We start from the raw sequence: 18776 nt of genomic DNA, 5'->3' as shown, positions 1-18776 counted from the left end.
GTATCAGCGGGGATTCGAGGAAACGACTCAAACCAGAAGACCATGGGAAGGCATTTCATCCATGCAGTCCGTGCACATCGTCAGCGCCTATGACGAGGAGCTGAAATACCTGTCGAAGCGCATCGCCGCGATGGGCGGGCATGCCGAGCGCATGGTCGAACAGGCGATCACGGCCCTGGTCAACGCCGATCCCGGCCTCGCCCAGAAGGTCATCCGTGACGACCTGGTTCTGGACGAGGGGCAGCGCGCGATCGACGACAAGGCGATTGTCATCATCGCCAAGCGTCAGCCGATGGCGACGGATTTGCGCGAAATCGTCGGCGCGATCCGCATCTCGGCCGACCTCGAACGAGTTGGTGACCTCGGCAAGAATGTCGCCAAGCGGGTGGCTTCCGTCATCGAAGGGCGCCAGCCGACCAGCCTGTTCCGTGGCCTCGAGGCACTGGCCGACCTGGCGTTGACGCAGCTCAAGGAAGTACTCGACGTCTACGCGTCGCGCTCGGTGGAAAAGATCGGCTTCGTGCGCGACCGCGACGACCAGATCGACGCCATGTACACCTCGCTGTTTCGCGAATTGCTGACCTATATGATGGAAGACCCGCGCAACATCACGCCTTGCACGCATCTCCTGTTCTGCGCCAAGAACATCGAGCGGATCGGCGATCACGCCACCAACATCGCCGAGACGATCTATTACATTGTCACCGGCGACCAGATGCCGGCCGAGCGGCCGAAGGGCGACAAGACGGACAAGGTCGTCCTTCCCGGCATGCAGCCGGCGAAGTGAACGGCCGCCTCTCGAACCCATTGCTAATTTGATGCATGCCGCGCAAAAGTGTGCAACGGTTTTGCGATAACGACATGCATAAAAAACAGGAACTTAAAGCGCGTCGCATGAATCCTTTCAAATGCGGCGTGCTTTAAGCTAAGCTTCCCTGAACGTCCTGATCCTGACCGGAGGCCATGTCTCCAGGAGGTAGCGATGGAAAACGTTCGGAACCTGACTCCGGCCCCGCCGCCGACGTCGGGCATCATCGCTTCCAGCGTCTATACCGCCGGCCGGCGTATCGCCGACATTGCGATCGAGGAAGCTGGCGAATGGGCCGGCAAGCCGGGCCATGTCGTCTGGATCGGCCTGCTGGAGCCCGACCGCAACCTGCTACTGCGCGTCCAGGCGCAATTCCACCTGCATGAACTGGCGATCGAGGATGCCGAGCATCCGCACCAGCGGCCGAAGATCGAGCAATATGGCGATGCCTTGTTCATCGTTGCCCGCACGGCCCAACTGATCGACGGCCGCGTCACCTTCGGCGAGACGCATCTGTTCGTCGGCGCCGGCTACATCGTCAGCGTCAGGCACGGTCCTTCCACCTCCTATGCCGCCGTCCGCCAGCATTGGGAAAGCTGCCCGCATTCGCTGGCCAAGGGCGAGGATTTCGTCCTCTATGCCATTCTCGATTTCATCGTCGACAACTACATGCCGGTGCTCGAGCAGATCGAGGACGAGGTCGAGGCGATCGAGGACAAGGTCCTGCTGAGGCCGATGACTGGGCCTGATATCGAGCGGCTCTATATGCTGCGCCGCGATCTGTTGCGCTTGCGCAATGCGGCGCTGCCGCTGGTGGAGGTCTGCCGCCGGCTGACCAGCGCCGACCTGCCGCAGATCCATGCGGCCATGCACCCGCTGTTTCGCGACGTCACCGATCATATCCGCACCGTCCAGGAAAAGATCGACAGCTTGCGGGAGGTTCTCGCCTTTGCTTTCGAGGCCAGCCTTCTGGTGGGCCAGAGCCAGGAAACGGCGAACACCAAGAAGCTCGCCTCATGGGCCGCGATATTGGCGGTGCCGACGGCGCTCGCTGGCATCTACGGCATGAATTTCGACGACATGCCGGAACTGAAGATGGAATATGGCTACCCGATCGTGCTGGCAGCGATCGCTGCGATCTGCTCTTTCCTGTACTGGCGTTTCCGCAAGAATGGGTGGCTGTGAATTGAGTCAGTAGAAAATTAGTGAGTAGTGAAACAGCGCTCTAGGCGCTCCATTTTCCTACTCACTACTCACTACTCACTACTCACTACTCACTACTCTACTCACCGACTCCGCCGCCGCTCCGAAGCCGGCTGGAACGCTACGCGGGCGTGATACTTGCAGTAGGGCCCGGTTTCGGCGGCATCGTTGCCGCAGAAATGGAAGTCTTCCGAAAGCGGATCGCCATTCGGCCATTTGCAGGTCCGCTCGGTCAATTCGACGAGCCGCAGATGCCGCGAGATCGGTACGACGACGTTCTCGACCGGGCGGATGTAATGACGCGCCACCGGTTCGGCGTCGAATTGCGCCTGCAGCGCGGTCGCTCCGATCGACGTGGTCATATGCCGCGCCGCGCTTGCCGCCCGTGACACAGATTTCTGGACGCTCGATCCCTGCACGCTCTTCTTCTGGCGTGACGGCGTGGCCGTCGAGCGGCCGCGGCCCGACAGTTTCAGCCGATGCACCTTGCCGATGACCGCATTGCGGCTGACACCCCCGAGCTGTGCGGCGATCTGGCTTGCGCTCAGTCCTTCCGACCACAGTTTTCTAAGAAGTTCGACCCGCTCGTCAGTCCAGTTCATGAGACCGCGCTCCTGCTGAGGCGTGCAGCGGTCGGAATCCTTTCCCGACCCGGCTCTCGCCGGGCAAACAACACCACATATACCGGGTGATTAGGTCCGCCGCACGAAATCTAGTTATTTCTCGACTACAAATACCTATCCGTTGACTCAGTGACAAGAGTCCCAAGGGCAACACGAATCGGTTTTTTCGGTTTTCCCCAACTTGCCCGGTCGCTTATGAGCCGGCGTCTCGCTGGGGGCTTGCCGCGCGTCCTTGCGCGACGTTTTCGTTGACTTCATGGCCGAAAAACACGATAAGCCGCAAAGGCCGCCGCTTTGGCGGCTTTTTTGATTTTCCGGTTCCGGAGACGCATATAATGAGCGGTTCGGCGCTTTTCGAGACCTTTACCCGCGCACCCCTGGCTTTCGACCATGGGGAAGGCACTTGGCTGGTTACAGACAAGGGCGAGCGATATCTCGATTTTGGCGGCGGTGTTGCCGTGAATTCGTTGGGCCACAGCCATCCGCATCTGGTCTCGGCACTCACCGAACAGGCGGCCAAGGTCTGGCATGTCTCCAATCTCTACGAGATTCCGGGACAGAGCCGGCTGGGTGAGCGGCTGGCCGAAGCCACCTTCGCCGACAAGGTGTTCTTTACCAATTCGGGCGCCGAGGCGCTGGAATGCGCGATCAAGACGGCGCGGCGCTATCACTTCGTCAAGGGCCATCCCGAGCGCTTTCGTATCATCACCTTCGAAGGCGCCTTCCATGGCCGCACCCTGGCGACCATCGCCGCCGGCGGCCAGTACAAATATCTCGAAGGTTTTGGGCCCAAGGTCGACGGCTTCGACCAGGTCGGCTTCGACGACATCGATGCCGCTGAAAAGGCGATCACGCCGGAGACCGCAGCGATCCTGGTCGAGCCGGTGCAGGGCGAGGGTGGTATCAGGCAAGTGCCGACGCAATCGCTGAAGCGGCTGCGGCAGCTCTGCGACCAGCACGGCCTGCTTCTGATCTTCGATGAGGTCCAGTGCGGCGTCGGCCGCACCGGAAAGCTGTTCGCGCATGAATGGGCCGGTGTCACGCCCGACATCATGGCGGTCGCCAAGGGCATCGGCGGTGGCTTTCCGATGGGCGCCTGCCTTGCCACCGACGAGGCAGCGGTCGGCATGACCGCTGGCGTGCATGGCACCACCTTCGGCGGCAATCCGCTGGCGATGGCGGTCGGCAACGCCGTGCTCGACGTGGTGCTGGAAGACGGCTTCCTGGAGGATGTCCAGCGCAAGGCGCTGTTGCTGAAGCAGGGTCTGGCGGGTGTCGCCGATGAATTTCCCGATGTCATCGAGGATATCCGGGGAACCGGGCTGATGCTCGGCCTCAAATGCGCGATGCCCAACACCAAGGTGAACATGGCGCTGCGCGACCAGCATCTGCTGACGGTTCCGGCCGGCGACAACGTCATCCGCCTGCTGCCGCCGCTCACCGTCACCGATGCCGAGATCCATGAGGCGCTCGACCGCATCCGCGCCGGTGCCCGGGGCCTGGCGGACGCCATCGCCGCGGCTGCCGCGAAGTAATCCCGGAACCAGTCCTGATGTCACTTCGCCATTTCACCGATCTCTCCGCCGTTTCCGCGGGCGACCTGCGCTTCATGCTGGACGACGCCGTGATGCGAAAGGCGCGCCTTAAGGCCGGAGAGCGGACGAAGCCGCTCGAAGGCAAGGTGCTGGCGATGATCTTCGACAAGCCGTCGACGCGCACGCGCGTCTCCTTCGACGTCGGCATGCGCCAGCTCGGCGGCGAGACCATCATGCTGACCGGCACCGAGATGCAGCTCGGCCGCTCCGAAACCATCGCCGACACCGCCAAGGTGCTGTCGCGCTATGTCGATGCGATCATGATCCGCACCACCTCGCATGACCGGCTGCTGGAGCTGACCGAGAATGCCACCATACCCGTCATCAACGGGCTGACCGACGAAACCCATCCCTGCCAGCTGATGGCCGACATCATGACCTTCGAGGAACATCGCGGTCCGGTGGCCGGCAAGACCATCGCCTGGACCGGCGACGGCAACAATGTGCTGCATTCGCTACTGGAAGCTTCGGCGCGGTTCGCCTTCAACCTGAATGTCGCCGTGCCCGAAGGCAGCGAGCCGGGCGAGAAACATGTCGACTGGTCGAAGCGGCATGGCGGCAAGCTGAACTTCACCCGCTCGCCCGAGGAGGCAGTCCACGAGGCCGACTGCGTCGTCACCGACTGCTGGGTGTCGATGGGCCAGGAACACCGCGCCCGCGGCCACAACGTTTTCCTGCCCTATCAGGTCAATGCGGCGTTGATGGCGAAGGCCAAGCCCGACGCGCTCTTCATGCACTGCCTGCCGGCGCATCGCGGCGAGGAGGTTACCGACGAGGTCATCGACGGGCCGCATTCGGTGGTGTTCGACGAGGCCGAGAACCGGCTTCATGCCCAGAAGGCGGTTCTCGCCTGGTGTCTGGGCGCTTGATCCGGGCAACCTTGATCCGGCAATGCGTGGTGCCTATCTCAGGCGCATCACGCAAAATGAGCGCGTTTCGACGCATGCGCCCCGGAGGGCGGCATGGCCGCGCCCCGGAGCTTTGTCATGTTGGAAACCCGTCAGTTGGCTGAACATCAACCCAAACTCGGCGAATTCGGCTATGCCGGCGACGATCATGTCGTGCCCTTCGAGGTCGGTCCGCTCGATGTGCGCGGCCGCACGGTTCAGCTCGGGCCGATGCTCGATGCGATCCTTTCCCGTCACGACTATCCCGAGCCGGTTGCTCGCCTGCTGGCGGAAGCTTGCGTGCTGACGGTGCTGCTTGGCACCTCGCTCAAGTTCGAGGGCAAGTTCATCCTGCAGACCCGCACCGATGGGCCGGTCGATATGCTGGTCGCGGATTTTTCCACGCCGTCCGCATTGCGGGCCTATGCGCGTTTCGATGCCGACCGGCTGGAGGCGCTGACGGCCGCCGGCGAGACGTCGCAGCAGACGCTGCTCGGCAGCGGCGTCTTGGCGCTGACCATCGACCAGGGCGCCCATACTCAGCGCTATCAAGGCATCGTCCAGCTCGATGGCGAGACTTTGGAAGAAGCGGCGCGCACCTATTTCCGCCAGTCGGAGCAGATCCCGACCGATCTCCGGCTTTCGGTGGCCAAGCTGTTGACGCCCGGTAATGGTGGTGCCCGCGAGCAATGGCGCGCCGGTGGCATCCTGGCGCAGTTCCTGCCGCAGTCGCCCGAACGCATGCGCGTGCCCGATCTGCCGGGCGGCGATGGCGATCCGCGCGAGGAAATCCACGATCCGGCCGACAATTCCTGGCAGGAACTGCTGGCGCTGCTCGGCACCATCGAGCCGACCGAACTGATCGATCCGACGATAGGCGCGGAGCGGTTGCTTTACCGCCTGTTCCACGAGCATGGCGTCCGCGTCTTCGGCGGCGTGCCGGTCGCCGACCAGTGCTCATGCTCGAGAGACAAGATCCGCGGCATTCTCGAAGGTTTTTCCGCCGACGAAATCAGGGACAGCACCGAGGATGGCGGCATTCACGTCGCCTGCGAATTCTGCTCGAAGCAATATGACTTCGACCCGGCGGAGTTTGCGGCGGCTGAGTAGCGAGCGTCAGTGCGGTTGCCTTCGCAGAACTTGGGTTCCTCGCCCCACGGAGTGGGGAGAGGTGGCCCGGCGAAGCCGGGACGGAGAGGGGGCCTTCGCGGCGGCTGGGAATTCGCCGTTCAAGGACTCTTGATGTGCTTCGTGTCACTGTTAGTCTTGCGCCCATTCCCTTGCCGGTTCTGGCTTCGCGAATGTCGTCCCCCTCTCCGTCCCGGCTTCGCCGGGCCACCTCTCCCCCGCTTCGCGGGGGCGAGGAAACCCAAGTGAACGTCAGTTCACCGTCCGCCGCGTGCCTGGCAGGTCGAGCGAGAAGGCGGGGATGGCGATGTTGAACGTCTCGCCCCGCGCGTTGCGCATCGTGTAGTGGCCGACCATGATGCCGGACGGCGTCGGCAACGGACAGCCGGACGTGTATTGATAGCTGTCGCCGGGATTGAGTTCGGGCTGGTCGCCGACGACGCCGGCGCCGCGCACTTCCTCGACGCGGCCTGCGCCGTCCGTGATGTGCCAATAGCGCGACAGAAGCTGCACGAACTCGTCCGACTGATTGTCGATCGTCACCTGGTAACCCCAGACATAGCGGTTCTCCGACGGGTCCGAGCGATCCTCCAGATAGAACGGCCTGACTTGCACTTCGATGTTGCGCGTGACGGCGCGGTACATGAGCTACTCCAAACAGTCCCAGCGGAAGTTTCGACGCGCTCCTTACAAGGTTAACGGCGCGCGCTGCCTGTCCCTTCCGGTTTTATGCGCACCTGCCGCCAAACAATGTCATTTAAGTGACACATGACAATGATGGTGTGCGCAAACCGTGCCGGGCGACTCGGGCGCTCTGTCGACCTGTTCAAAACGGCCACCTTCCGGCCGGCTTTTCCGGAGTGACCAGATATCGATGGAACTGACAGTCATAGCCGCCGCCCTGTTTTCGACTGCCCTGCTTCTTTCAAATCTCGCAAGCATCCTGCTCGCGGCTTTCAGGCTGAAGCCGCCGCGCAGCCTCGCGCGGCCTGCCGGCAAGTCCCCGCCGGTGTCGATCGTCATCCCCTCGCGCGGGGTCGAACCATTTACCGAGGAAACGCTTGCGCGTGCCTTCTCGCTCGACTGGCCGCGTTACGAACTCATCTTCTGTGTCGCTAATGCCGATGATCCGGTGATCAAACTGATAAACAGGGCGATTGCCCGGTTTCCCAATGTACCGGCGCAGCTGCTCACCGGCGATGACCGCATCAGCGCCAATCCCAAGCTCAACAACTGCGTCAAGGGCTGGGAAGCGGCGCGCCACCATTGGGTCATTCTTGCCGATTCCAATGTCCTGATGCCGAAGGATTATGTCCAGCATCTGATGGCCGCGTGGCGGCCCGACACCGGTCTTGTCTGCTCGACACCGATCGGCTCGCGGCCGGACGGCTTCTGGGCGGAGGTCGAATGCGCCTTCCTCAATACGCTGCAGGCGCGCTGGCAATATGCCGGCGAGGCGCTCGGCCTCGGCTTCGCCCAGGGCAAGAGTATGTTGTGGAAGAAACCGATGCTCGACACCAATGGCGGCATCCGCGCGCTTGCCGCCGAGATCGCCGAGGACGCCGCCGCGACCAAGCTGGTCAACGGGCTCGGATTGCGCGTCAACCTCGTCGCCTCGCCATTCGAGCAGCCGCTCGGCCAGCGCACATTTGGCGAAATCTGGTCGCGCCAGGCGCGCTGGGCGCGGCTGCGGCGCGTCACCTTCCCACTGTTCTTCGCGCCGGAAATCCTGACCGGCGTGGCAATGCCACTGCTGTTGGCGCTGATCGCGGCGGCAAGCGCCGGCATCAGTCTGCCCACCACGGCTTTTTGCGTGCTGCTGATTGCCTATCTGCCGGAATGCATGCTCGCCTGGTCCAAGGGCTGGTATCTCTCGCCACGCATCGTCACCGCCATGATCGTGCGGGATATAATGCTTCCCGCCATTTGGGCACGTGGCTGGCTGGGCGGCGCTGTCGAATGGCGCGGCAACGCCATGACCATCCGCACCAAGGCGATGACCGAGCTGGAGGAAGGCGTCTGAGCAATCCCTGCCGCGCGGCGGCTGCTATTTGGCTGACTTCAGCGCCTGCTCGACATCCGCGAGCAGATCGTCCGCGTCTTCCAGGCCGACGGACAGCCTCAGCGTGCCCGGTCCGATGCCGAGTTCGGCGCGGGCCTCGTCGCTGAGGTTCTTGTGCGTCGTCGTCGCCGGATGGGTGATCAGGCTCTTGGCGTCGCCGAGATTGTTGGAGATCAGCACGATGTCGAGGGCGTTCTGGAAGGCGAAGGCTGGCTGCTTGCCGCCCTTGATGTCGAGGCAGATCAGCGTCGAGCCGCCCGACATCTGCTTCTTGACGACGGCCGCCTGCGGGTGATCGGCGCGGCCGGGATAGATGACGCGGGCAATTTCCGGCCGCCCGGCGAGGAAATCCGCGATCTTGCCGGCACTTTCAGTCTGCTGGCGCACGCGCAGCGGCAGCGTCTCCAGGCCCTTGAGCAGCGTCCAGGCATTGAAGGGCGACAGGCTGGGGCCGGTGTGGCGGAAATAGTCGTGCAGATTCTCGTCGATCCACTTCTTGTCCGACAGGATGACGCCGCCCAGGCACCGCCCCTGGCCGTCGATGTGCTTGGTCGCCGAATAGACGACGATGTGGGCGCCGAGTTGCAACGGCTTCTGCTGCAAGGGGGTGGCAAAGACGTTGTCGACGATCAACCGCGCCCCGATCGAATTGGCAAGCGTTGCGACGGCGGCGATGTCGACCACCTCCAGGGTCGGATTGGTCGGGCTTTCCAGGAAGAACAGCTTGGTGTTCGGCCTGACCGCCTTTTCCCAGTTGGCGATGTCGGTGCCGTCGACCAGCGTCGCCTCGATGCCGTATTTCGGCGCCAGCGTCTCGACCACCCAGCGGCAGGAGCCGAACAGCGCGCGCGCCGCCACGATATGGTCGCCGGCCCTGGCGCTGCATAGAAGTGCCGCGGTCACCGCCGCCATGCCCGATGCGGTGGCGCGCGCGTCTTCGGCACCTTCCAGCGCGCACATGCGCTTCTCGAACATGTCGACCGTTGGATTGGCGTAGCGCGAATAGATGAAGCCCGGTTCCTCGCCCTTGAAGCGGGCTTCCGCCGCCTGTGCCGTCTCATAGACGTAGCCTTGGGTGAGGTACATCGCCTCGGACGTTTCGCCGAAGCCGGAACGCAGCGTCCCGCCATGCACGAGTGCCGTTTGAGACTTCCAGTTGCGCTTCTTGATGCTCATCGCTTTTGTTCCAGACACAAAAAAACCGGCCGCGAAAGTCGCAACCGGTCCATACGGCCTTGCGGCCCGACGGTCCTTTAGCGACTTGTTTAACGTGGCTGCAAGCCGACCGGCCAAATCACCACGGGATAACGACCCTTTAGACCCGCACCGCGCTTGCGTCAATTGCCGGCTTGATTAAGAGGTTTGTACCAAGCAGGTTCCGCAAAAGTGTTCCACGGTTTTGCGACAAGAACCTGCGACAAAAATGACTCGGCGTTGGAGCGGAGCCAGCCTTTGCGGCAGACAGGCATTCTTCCCGATCACGACATTTCCGCGCTGTTCCAGTCGGGCGCGCTGAAGGCGCCTGCCCTCGATGCCGATCAGATCCAGCCGGCCAGCCTCGATCTCAGGCTCGGCGACAAGGCCTGGCGCGTGCGCGCCTCTTTCCTGCCTGGCCCCGGTCACCGGGTCGCGGAAAAGCTCGATCGGCTGAAGCTGCACGAGATCAATCTGGTAGAGGGCGCCGTGCTCGAAACCGGCTGCGTCTACATCGTGCCGCTGCTCGAAAGCCTGGCGCTGCCCGAAGACATTTCGGCCTCGGCCAACCCGAAGAGCTCGACCGGACGGCTCGACATCTTCACCCGCGTGATGACCGATCGCGGCCACGAGTTCGACAAGATCGCCGCCGGCTATCATGGCCCGCTCTATCTCGAAGTCAGCCCGCGGACCTTTCCGATCGTGGTCCGCACCGGCTCGCGGCTGTCGCAGATCAGGTTCCGCACCGGCAACGCGCTTCTGTCGGAACGCGAACTGCACGACCTGCATCGCGCCGAGACGCTGGTTGCCACCGAGCCGCCGAACATTTCCGGCGGCGGCATCGCACTCTCGATCGATCTCGACGGCGACAAGGACGGGCTGGTCGGCTACCGCGGCAAGCATCACACCGGGCTGGTCGATGTCGACAAGCGCGCCGCGCAGGATGTCGTCGACTTCTGGGAGCCGCTCTACAAGAGCGGTGCCGGCGAACTGGTGCTCGATCCGGACGAATTCTATATCCTGGTCAGCCAGGAGGCGGTGCATGTGCCGCCGCTCTACGCCGCCGAGATGACGCCCTTCGATCCGCTGGTCGGCGAATTCCGGGTCCACTATGCCGGTTTCTTCGATCCGGGCTTCGGCCATTCGGCGGCCGGCGGCACCGGCAGCCGGGCGGTGCTCGAAGTGCGCAGCCATGAAGTGCCGTTCATCCTCGACCACGGCCAGATCGTCGGGCGGCTCGTCTACGAGCATATGCTGAAGCGGCCACAGGCGCTCTATGGCACCGATCTCGGCTCGAACTACCAGGCACAGGGCCTGAAACTGTCCAAGCATTTCCGCGCCGCGCGCTGATCCTTCCGCCAGCCGCCAGAGCATTTTGCAGCCAAGTGGAATCACTTGGCGTCGCAGAAATGCGGCTAAACAAATAGATAGAGCGGGATGCGCCGTTCAACCCTGAACGCATCCCGCTCCAGACTGTGCTTGCCTGGCCGGGCGCGCCATGCTTGGCTGTGCCGATCGTCAAAATTGACCAACCGCAAGGGGAACAAAAAAATGCGGATTTCGAGATGGATCATATCGGCAGCGGCTGCTGCCATGCTGGTGGTCGGCGCCGGCCTCTCCTCGGCGCAGGCACAGGAAAAACTGAAGATCGGCACCGAGGGAGCCTATCCGCCGTTCAACACCATCACCGCGGACGGCAAGCTGGTCGGCTTCGACATCGACATCGCCGATGCGCTTTGCGATCAGATGAAGGTCGAATGCGAGTTCGTCACGCAGGACTGGGACGGCATGATTCCGGCGCTCCAGGCCAGGAAGTTCGACGCCATCATCGCCTCGATGAGCATCACCGAGGAGCGCAAGAAGCAGGTCTCCTTCACCAACAAATATTATACGACGCCGCTCTCGCTGGTGGCGCTGAACGACACCGACATCGCTTCGACCGAGGCCGCAGCGCTCGCCGGCAAGACGGTGGGGGCGCAGGCCTCCACGACCCAGGCCGACTATGCCCAGAACGTCTATGGCAAGGCCGGCGCCGAGGCGAAGCTCTATCCGACCCAGGAAGAGGCGATCACCGACCTCATGAACGGCCGTCTCGATGCCGTCCTTTCGGACAAGTTCGTGCTGATGGACTGGATGAAGAAGGCGAGCGACGGCTGCTGCAAGATGGTCGGCGACGTCAAGGGCACCGAGACGGAAGCCGGCATCGCCGTACGCAAGGAAGACAATGCGCTGCGCGAAAAGCTCAACGCGGCCATCGACGCCATCGTCGCCGACGGCACCTACAAGAAGATCCATGCCAAATATTTCGACTTCGATATTTATTGAGGTCCAAGCTGCCGATCTCCTCCCTTGTGGGGCAGGGCAATCGCATATGGCGCTCCCCCTCTCCGTCTCGGCTTCGCCGAGCCACCTCTCCCCCATTCCATGGGGGCGAGGAACGCCAACCGCCGAGGTCGCGGCCTTGAAAAGCTTGGGTTCCTCGCCCCCACAAAGTGGGGGAGAGGTGGCCGCGCAGCGGCACCCGGAGAGGGGGCCGGCGCTGCCATATGCGATTGCCCTGCCTTGAGGGGGAGATGGCCGGCAGGCCAGAGGGGGTCGGTCCAGCCGGGCTCGGCTCTTTATCGCAGACGCAGGAGGCTGGCGCTCTACGCGAGACGATCCCCTCTGTCGCCTTCGGCGACATCTCCCCTCGAGGGGGAGATCACCCGCTCAAAGCGCCTTCACCGCAACCTTCACCGGCTTCTCGATTTCGAGCGGATTGCGCAGCGGCAGGCCGAAATCCCCGGCTTCGATCTCGAACACGTCGCCGGCCTCGGTCCGGATGCCGTCGGCAAAGGAGAGCGTCGCCGTGCCGAACATGTGCACATGCACGTCGCCTGGCTGGCGGAAGGCCGAATATTTGAAATGGTGGTGTTCGAGATTGGCGATGGTGTGCGACATGTTCGCCTCGCCTGACAGGAACGGCTTTTCCCAAAGCAGCTTGCCGTCGCGAAGGATGCGCGAGGAGCCCCTGATGTCGGAGGGCAGGTCGCCGATCAGGATCTCCGGTCCGAACGAGGCGTTGCGCAGCTTGGAATGCGCGAGGAACAAATAGTTCACGCGCTCGGTGACATGGTCTGAAAACTCGTTCGACAGCGTGAAGCCGACGCGGAACGGGGCGCCGTCGTCGCCGATGACATAGATGCCGGCGACTTCCGGTTCCTCGCCGGCATCCTGGGCGAAGGCGGGCGACATCAGTGCCGCGCCCGGCGCCACCGCCATCGTGCCATTGCCCTTGTAGAACCACTCCGGCTGCACACCCATCTGGCCCTTGGCCGGCTTGCCGCCTTCCAGCCCCATGCGGAACATCTTCATGGAATCGGTGAGCTGTTCCTCGCCGTCGGTATTGAGCTTCTTGTGCATGGAATCGCGGGTCGCCGCCGAGCCGAGATGCGTCAAGCCCGTGCCGGTGAGATGGAGATGCGCGGGATCGGGATGGTTGATCGGCGACAACAGCCGTCCCTTCTTGTAGGCGGCATCGAGGTCGACCGCTTCACCGAACCCCTTGCGCTCGATGAGGGCGGCAAGACCGGTGCCGGTGCGGGCGGCTTCCATCGCCAGCGAATAGACGCTGCGGGCGCCGTTGATGATCCGGATCTTGCCGCCGTTGCGGGCAACGACGCGGATCGTCTCGGCGTCGTCGAGGATCTGGGAGATCAGCATGATGTACCCTCTCTCATTTGCCTTGGCGGCCTGCCGGTCTGGCAAACCCTTCCAAGCGCGACCCGGACCAGGTCCGCGCCACGGGTGAAATTCTTCGTCCGGATTGCGCTCGCTGGCCTGGTCTCTCAGGAGACTTCTTCGCACCGGCCTCTTGCCGGCAGCCGCGATGTGACCCGTATGGTTTCCTCGTCCGGCCAGGTTTTTCCCGGCTCAACCCTTGTTCTTGTTGTAGACGTCGAAGACCACGGCGCCGAGCAGCACCAGACCTTTCACAACCTGCTGCCAGTCGACATTGACGCCCATGATCGACATGCCGTTGTTCATGACGCCCATGATGAAGCCGCCGACCACCGCGCCGATGACCTGACCGACGCCGCCCATGGCCGAAGCGCCGCCGATGAACACGGCGGCGATGACGTCGAGCTCGCTGCCGAGGCCCGCCGCCGGCACGGCCTGCCCCAGCCGCGCCGCGATGATGAGGCCGCCAAGCGCCGACAGCACGCCCATATTGATGAACACCATAAGGGTCAGCCGTTCGGTCTTGATGCCCGATAGCTGCGCAGCCTTGGCATTGCCGCCCATCGCGTAGATGCGGCGGCCGATCGTCATGCGTTTGGTAACGAAGACGAACAGGGCGATCAGCACGCCCATCACCATGAGGACGATCGGCAGGCCTCTGTAGGTGGCGAATTGGTAGACAAGGAACAGCGCCAGAGCGCTGGTCACCAGGGTCTTGACGACGAACAGCGAGAAGGGCTCGGCTTCGTAGCCATGCCGCTCGCGGCTGCGCCGCGCCCTGAGCCCGAAATAGGCATAGGCGAGCACGGCGACGAGGCCGATCACGATCGTCGTCATGTGCAGCGTCAGCCCGCTGCCGACGATGGTCTTGCCGGCGGCGTTCACGACCGGCGGGATCAGCGTCAATGAGCCGATCACGTCCGGAATGAAGCCGGAGCTGAGCGCCTTGAAGCCGTCAGGAAGCGGCCCCACGGAAGACCCGCCACCCAGCAGCGCCTGGCAGATGCCGCGGAAGATCAGCATGCCCGCCAGCGTGACGATGAAGCTCGGTATTCGGTGATAGGCAATCCAGTAGCCCTGTGCCGCGCCGATCGCGCCACCCACGATCAGGCAGATGATCGACACCACCAGCGGATTGCTCAATGGACCGAGCGGCCAGATGACCATCATCATCGCCGCCAGCGCGCCGATGAAGCCGGCGACGGAGCCGACGCTGAGATCGATATGGCCGGAGACGATCACCAAAAGCATGCCCAGCGCCATCACGATGATGAAGCTGTTCTGCTGCACCAAATTGCTCAGGTTCACCGGCTTGAACAGCGTTCCGGACGTCGTGAACTGGAAGAACACCATGATGGCGATCAATGCCAGGATCAGGCCGTATTCGCGCAGATTGGTGACCAGCGCCGAGACGGCAACGCGCGGCTGCTGGGCCACATCTTCGGCGACGCCGCTTTTCGGCGCGGGAGCGCTTTCGGTGCTCATGATGCTTTTCCTTCTCCCCGGACGATGGCGCGCATGATTTTTTCCTGACTTGCGTCGCTTGCTGCCATTTCTCCCACGATGCGTCCTTCATTCATGACGTAGATGCGGTCGGTGATGCCGAGCAGTTCGGGCATTTCCGACGAGATGACGATGATCGCCTTACCCTCGGAGGCGAGACGCGCGATGATCGTATAGATTTCATATTTGGCGCCGACGTCGATGCCGCGCGTCGGCTCGTCGAGGATCAGCACTTCCGGATTGGCGAACAGCCACTTCGACAGCACCACCTTCTGTTGATTGCCGCCCGACAGATTGCCCGTCATCTGATAGACGCTGGACGAGCGGATGTTGGTCTTGGCCTTGTATTCGTTGGCGACGGCGAGTTCGCGCAAATCGTCGATCACGCCATGGCGCGACACGCCGGGAAGATTGGCCAGCGTGATGTTGTGCTTGATGTGATCGATCAGGTTGAGACCGTAGGTCTTGCGGTCCTCGGTGACGTAGGCGATGCCGTGTTCCACCGCCTTGCTCACCGAGGAGACATCGATCGGCTTGCCCTTCAGCAGCACCTCGCCGCTGATGCGGCGGCCATAGGAGCGGCCGAACAGGCTCATTGCGAATTCGGTGCGTCCGGCGCCCATCAGCCCGGCGATGCCGACCACCTCGCCCTTGCGGACGTCGATGTCGATGCCCTTGATCACTTGCCGCTCGGCATGGATCGGATGATAGACCGACCAGTTCTTCACCTGGAGCACGACCTCGCCGATCTTGGGCTCGCGCGGCGGATAGCGGTCGTCGAGCGAGCGGCCGACCATCGAGGTGATGATGCGGTCTTCCGAAATGTCTTTCTTGGCCAGCGTTTCGATCGTCCGCCCGTCGCGGATGATCGTGACCTTGTCGGCGACCCGGTTGACCTCGTTGAGCTTGTGCGAGATCAGGATCGAGGTGATGCCTTGCCGCTTGAATTCGAGCAATAGATCGAGCAGCGCCTGGCTGTCCTTTTCGGACAGGCTCGCGGTCGGCTCGTCGAGGATCAGCAGCCTCACTTCCTTGCTCAGCGCCTTGGCGATCTCGACCAGTTGCTGCTTGCCGACGCCGATATTGGTGATCAGCGTCTTGGGGTCCTCCTTGAGGCCCACCTTCTTGAGCAGGGCGCCGGTGCGCGTCTCGTTGGCATTCCAGTCGATGACGCCGTATCTGGCGTGTTCGTTGCCAAGGAAAATGTTTTCCGTGATCGACAGCATCGGCACCAGCGCAAGTTCCTGGTGGATGATGACGATGCCCTTGTGTTCGCTGTCGTGGATGCCTTTGAAATGGCATTCCTCGCCTCGGTAGACGATCGCGCCGTCATAGGTGCCGGACGCATATACGCCCGACAGCACCTTCATCAGCGTCGACTTGCCGGCGCCGTTCTCTCCGACCACGGCGTGGATCTCGCCTTCCTCGACGCTGAGATTGACGTTGGACAGCGCCTTCACGCCGGGGAACGTCTTGGTGATGTCGCGCATCTCCAAAATCGTCGAGGTCATCAGGAATTAAGCTCCTCCGAGATCGGCAAAACAATACCGGGCTCGCTGGTTAACGAAAAGGGGCCCTGCGTTGCGCAGGACCCCTGTCTTTGCAACCGAGATTACTTCAGCTCGTCGGCCTTGATGTAGCCGGAGTCGACGACCAGCGCCTGGTAGTTCGACTTGTCGACCTCATACGGCGTCAACAGGATCGAGGGAACGACCTTGACGTCGTTGTTGTAGGTCTTGGTGTCGAGACCGTCAGGCTTGCCGCCCGAGAGCACCTTGTCGACGAGACCGACAGTGGCCTTGGCCAGTTCGCGAGTGTCCTTGAACACGGTCGAGTACTGCTCGCCCGAGATGATCAGCTTGACCGAGGCGGTCTCGGCGTCCTGACCGGTCACGATCGGCCAAGGCTGAGCGTCCGTGCCGTAACCCACGGCGCGCAGCGAGGCGGTGATACCGCGCGACAGGCCGTCATATGGCGACAGAACGCCGTCGACGCGGCTGCCGTCCGAGTAGTTGGCGGAGAGCAGATTGTCCATGCGGGCCTGGGCGGTTGCCGCCAGCCAGCGCAGCGTGCCGACCTTGTCCATGCCCGTCTGGCCGGACTTCACCACGAGGGTCTTGTTGTCGATCAGCGGCTGGAGAACCGACATGGCGCCATCGTAGAAAAAGAAGGCGTTGTTGTCGTCCGGCGAACCGCCGAACAGCTCGATGTTGAACGGACCCTTCTTCTCCGGAATGCCGAGGCCCTTGAGCAGCGAATTGGCCTGGATGACGCCGACGCCGAAATTGTCGAAGGTGGTGTAGTAATCGACGTTGGCGGTCTTCTTGATCAGGCGGTCATAGGCGACGACGACGACGCCGGCGTCAGCCGCCTTCTGCAGCGCGTCCGACAGGGTAGTGCCGTCGATCGAGGCGATGATCAGCGCCTTCGGGCCCTTGGTGATTTCGTTTTCCAGCTGGCTGAGCTGGTTCGGAATGTCGTCCTGCGCGTATTGCAGGTCGACGGTGTAGCCGAGAGCCTCGAGCTGGGACTTGACGGCGTCGCCGTCATTGATCCAGCGCTGCGAGGTCTTGGTCGGCATCAGCACGCCGACCAGGCCTTCGCCCGCCTGCGCAGGCAGCGTCATGGCCGCGATGCCAAGGGCCGCCACGGCGGCCAGTGTCTTGATGATTTTCACAGTAACTCTCCCTGGTTGATGGACGCGACATTTCGGGGCTTCGCGGGCCGCGCAGTCGAGCAGAAGCGCGAGCGCGCCGCTGTCGTCTATCGATCTCCGGTATCCTCCCAATCGGCCCCGCAACGCTTATTTCAATCGATACGATTTTTCTCGTCATCGACTGTCACGTCTCGGGACGCGCGAAGGGTGTGTCCCTTTGACATAACTGTCAAATGCGATCTTTGATGGTTGCTATATCGAAACTGGTATATGACTGAGGCAGACCGGGACATTGGCTGGAGCTGGCGAAGATCATGGCGGCATTGCGAAATCCTTCAGGAATTTCCGCCGGTTACGACGAGCTTCCGGGCGACGGCGAAACCCTGTTGCGCAGCGGCCTCAGCCTGCGCCACATGCGCATGATCGCCGCCCTTGACGATCACGGCCGGGTGAGTGCGGCGGCGCAGGTGTTGAACATCTCGCAGCCCGCCGCCTCGCGCATGATCGCCGAGATGGAGGCGGTGCTCGACGTCAAGCTGTGCGAAAGGCTGCCGCGCGGCATCACGCTGACACCCTATGGCAAGGCATTGGCGAGGCGCGCGCGCTCGATCCTGCTCGAAATGCGCGAGGTCGATCGCGAGATCTCGGAGCTCAAGGCCGGCAAGGGCGGCTCGGTATTCCTCGGCGCGGTGACCGCGCCGGCGATCGAGCTGGCCGTGCCGGCGATCCGCGAAATCCGCCGCATCTATCCGCGCATCGAGATCACCATGCAGGTCGAGACCTCCAACGTGCTGGCGCGCGAGCTGATCGCCACGCGACACGATTTCATCATCGCGCGCATCCCCGACGACCTCAATCCGCGGCTGTTCGAATCGCGCGTCATCGGCGTCGAGAAAGCCTGCCTGATCGTGCGCCGCGGCCACCCGCTGAGCAAGGGCAAGGCGGTGCGGCTGGAGGAAACCGCCGCCTATGACTGGGTCTTCCAGTCGGGTGGCTCGCCGCTGCGCCAGGCGATGGAAAGCAATTTCCTGAACCGCAACATCGCGCTGCCGGATCGCATCCTCAACACCAGCTCGCTGCTGCTCACTTTGGTCATGGTGGCGCAGTCGGACGCGATCGCGCCGGTGTCGATCCAGGTGGCGAAATTCATCCAGAACCCCGAGGGGCTGGCCGGTGCCATCGACGTCGTCCAGACCGAGTTCGACATCGAGGTCAGGCCCTACAGCCTGATCACCGTGAAGAACCGCGTGCTGTCGCCGGCGGCCAAGATGTTGCACGACTTCATTTTGCGGGAGGTGGGATGAAGCGCCATGGGGTGGCGGCTGGAGCGGGTAGCGGGAATCGAACCCGCGCGTTCAGCTTGGGAAGCTGACAAGCTACCATTACATCATACCCGC

The 18776-nt window shown here is 62.8% G+C and carries 16 protein-coding genes, 1 tRNA gene and 1 riboswitch; of the genes, 9 read left to right on the top strand and 8 right to left on the bottom strand.

Annotation, left to right across the window (positions count from 1 at the left end; all coding sequences use genetic code 11):
• Nucleotides 1–61 precede the first annotated feature (61 nt).
• Together phoU and MESS4_RS22720 are read left to right on the top strand one after the other, a co-directional pair.
• Nucleotides 62–787, top strand: a complete 726-nt coding sequence (gene phoU, locus MESS4_RS22725) for a phosphate signaling complex protein PhoU (RefSeq protein WP_006336019.1) — start codon at nt 62–64, stop codon at nt 785–787.
• A gap of 195 nt (nt 788–982) precedes the next feature.
• Complete coding sequence (locus tag MESS4_RS22720; RefSeq protein WP_006336017.1) at nt 983–1993, top strand: magnesium and cobalt transport protein CorA; 1011 nt, start codon at nt 983–985, stop codon at nt 1991–1993.
• A gap of 101 nt (nt 1994–2094) precedes the next feature.
• Here MESS4_RS22720 and MESS4_RS22715 read toward each other — a convergent pair whose 3' ends face one another.
• Nucleotides 2095–2613: a GcrA family cell cycle regulator gene (locus tag MESS4_RS22715; RefSeq protein ID WP_006336016.1), complete on the bottom strand. Its 519-nt coding sequence runs from the start codon at nt 2611–2613 to the stop codon at nt 2095–2097.
• 356 nt (nt 2614–2969) lie between these two features.
• Between MESS4_RS22715 and MESS4_RS22710 the strand changes: the two genes are divergently transcribed.
• The 3 genes from MESS4_RS22710 to MESS4_RS22700 all read left to right on the top strand — a co-directional run bounded on the left by MESS4_RS22710 (nt 2970) and on the right by MESS4_RS22700 (nt 6226).
• Nucleotides 2970–4169, top strand: a complete 1200-nt coding sequence (locus tag MESS4_RS22710) for an aspartate aminotransferase family protein (RefSeq protein WP_006336014.1) — start codon at nt 2970–2972, stop codon at nt 4167–4169.
• 17 nt (nt 4170–4186) lie between these two features.
• Nucleotides 4187–5098 (top strand): ornithine carbamoyltransferase, encoded by a 912-nt coding sequence (gene argF, locus MESS4_RS22705; RefSeq protein WP_006336013.1) that lies wholly within the window; start codon nt 4187–4189, stop codon nt 5096–5098.
• A gap of 93 nt (nt 5099–5191) precedes the next feature.
• A complete protein-coding gene (locus MESS4_RS22700; protein WP_006336012.1) occupies nt 5192–6226 on the top strand; it encodes an Hsp33 family molecular chaperone in 1035 nt (344 codons plus the stop codon).
• A gap of 270 nt (nt 6227–6496) precedes the next feature.
• Here the strand turns inward: MESS4_RS22700 and apaG are convergent, their stop codons facing one another.
• Nucleotides 6497–6889, bottom strand: a complete 393-nt coding sequence (apaG, locus tag MESS4_RS22695) for a Co2+/Mg2+ efflux protein ApaG (RefSeq protein ID WP_006336011.1) — start codon at nt 6887–6889, stop codon at nt 6497–6499.
• A 229-nt stretch (nt 6890–7118) separates the two neighbouring features.
• On the opposite strand from apaG, the gene MESS4_RS22690 reads away from it, so the two are divergent.
• Complete coding sequence (locus MESS4_RS22690) at nt 7119–8267, top strand: ceramide glucosyltransferase (RefSeq protein WP_006336009.1); 1149 nt, start codon at nt 7119–7121, stop codon at nt 8265–8267.
• A gap of 24 nt (nt 8268–8291) precedes the next feature.
• Here the strand turns inward: MESS4_RS22690 and MESS4_RS22685 are convergent, their stop codons facing one another.
• Nucleotides 8292–9482, bottom strand: a complete 1191-nt coding sequence (locus MESS4_RS22685; RefSeq protein ID WP_006336007.1) for an O-succinylhomoserine sulfhydrylase — start codon at nt 9480–9482, stop codon at nt 8292–8294.
• A 57-nt stretch (nt 9483–9539) separates the two neighbouring features.
• Nucleotides 9540–9617, bottom strand: a riboswitch (SAM riboswitch).
• A 141-nt stretch (nt 9618–9758) separates the two neighbouring features.
• Here MESS4_RS22685 and MESS4_RS22680 point away from each other — a divergent pair.
• Both MESS4_RS22680 and MESS4_RS22675 read left to right on the top strand, forming a co-directional pair.
• Nucleotides 9759–10850 carry a 2'-deoxycytidine 5'-triphosphate deaminase gene (locus MESS4_RS22680; protein WP_006336005.1) on the top strand — a complete coding sequence of 364 codons (1092 nt, stop codon included), beginning with the start codon at nt 9759–9761 and terminating at the stop codon, nt 10848–10850.
• Between the two features lie 201 nt (nt 10851–11051).
• Entirely contained in the window at nt 11052–11825 is a 774-nt protein-coding gene (locus tag MESS4_RS22675) for an ABC transporter substrate-binding protein (RefSeq protein WP_036241907.1), read from the top strand.
• Nucleotides 11826–12209: 384 nt separating this feature from the next.
• Here MESS4_RS22675 and araD1 read toward each other — a convergent pair whose 3' ends face one another.
• From araD1 to chvE, 4 genes are all read right to left on the bottom strand, one after another.
• Entirely contained in the window at nt 12210–13202 is a 993-nt protein-coding gene (gene araD1, locus MESS4_RS22670; RefSeq protein WP_006336001.1) for an AraD1 family protein, read from the bottom strand.
• Between the two features lie 210 nt (nt 13203–13412).
• A complete protein-coding gene (gene mmsB, locus MESS4_RS22665) occupies nt 13413–14705 on the bottom strand; it encodes a multiple monosaccharide ABC transporter permease (protein ID WP_006335996.1) in 1293 nt (430 codons plus the stop codon).
• Nucleotides 14702–16234 carry a multiple monosaccharide ABC transporter ATP-binding protein gene (gene mmsA, locus MESS4_RS22660; RefSeq protein WP_006335995.1) on the bottom strand — a complete coding sequence of 511 codons (1533 nt, stop codon included), beginning with the start codon at nt 16232–16234 and terminating at the stop codon, nt 14702–14704. Before mmsA ends, mmsB begins: the two co-directional genes overlap by 4 nt.
• A gap of 101 nt (nt 16235–16335) precedes the next feature.
• A complete protein-coding gene (gene chvE / locus MESS4_RS22655) occupies nt 16336–17400 on the bottom strand; it encodes a multiple monosaccharide ABC transporter substrate-binding protein (RefSeq protein WP_006335994.1) in 1065 nt (354 codons plus the stop codon).
• 293 nt (nt 17401–17693) lie between these two features.
• Between chvE and MESS4_RS22650 the strand changes: the two genes are divergently transcribed.
• Nucleotides 17694–18683: a LysR family transcriptional regulator gene (locus tag MESS4_RS22650; RefSeq protein WP_006335993.1), complete on the top strand. Its 990-nt coding sequence runs from the start codon at nt 17694–17696 to the stop codon at nt 18681–18683.
• Nucleotides 18684–18702: 19 nt separating this feature from the next.
• Here MESS4_RS22650 and MESS4_RS22645 read toward each other — a convergent pair.
• A tRNA-Gly gene (locus MESS4_RS22645) sits at nt 18703–18776 on the bottom strand.

The sequence above is a fragment of the Mesorhizobium sp. STM 4661 genome (genome assembly GCF_000359125.1).
In the GTDB taxonomy this organism is placed as follows: domain Bacteria; phylum Pseudomonadota; class Alphaproteobacteria; order Rhizobiales; family Rhizobiaceae; genus Mesorhizobium.
This window is presented reverse-complemented; position numbering and strand designations above follow the sequence as displayed.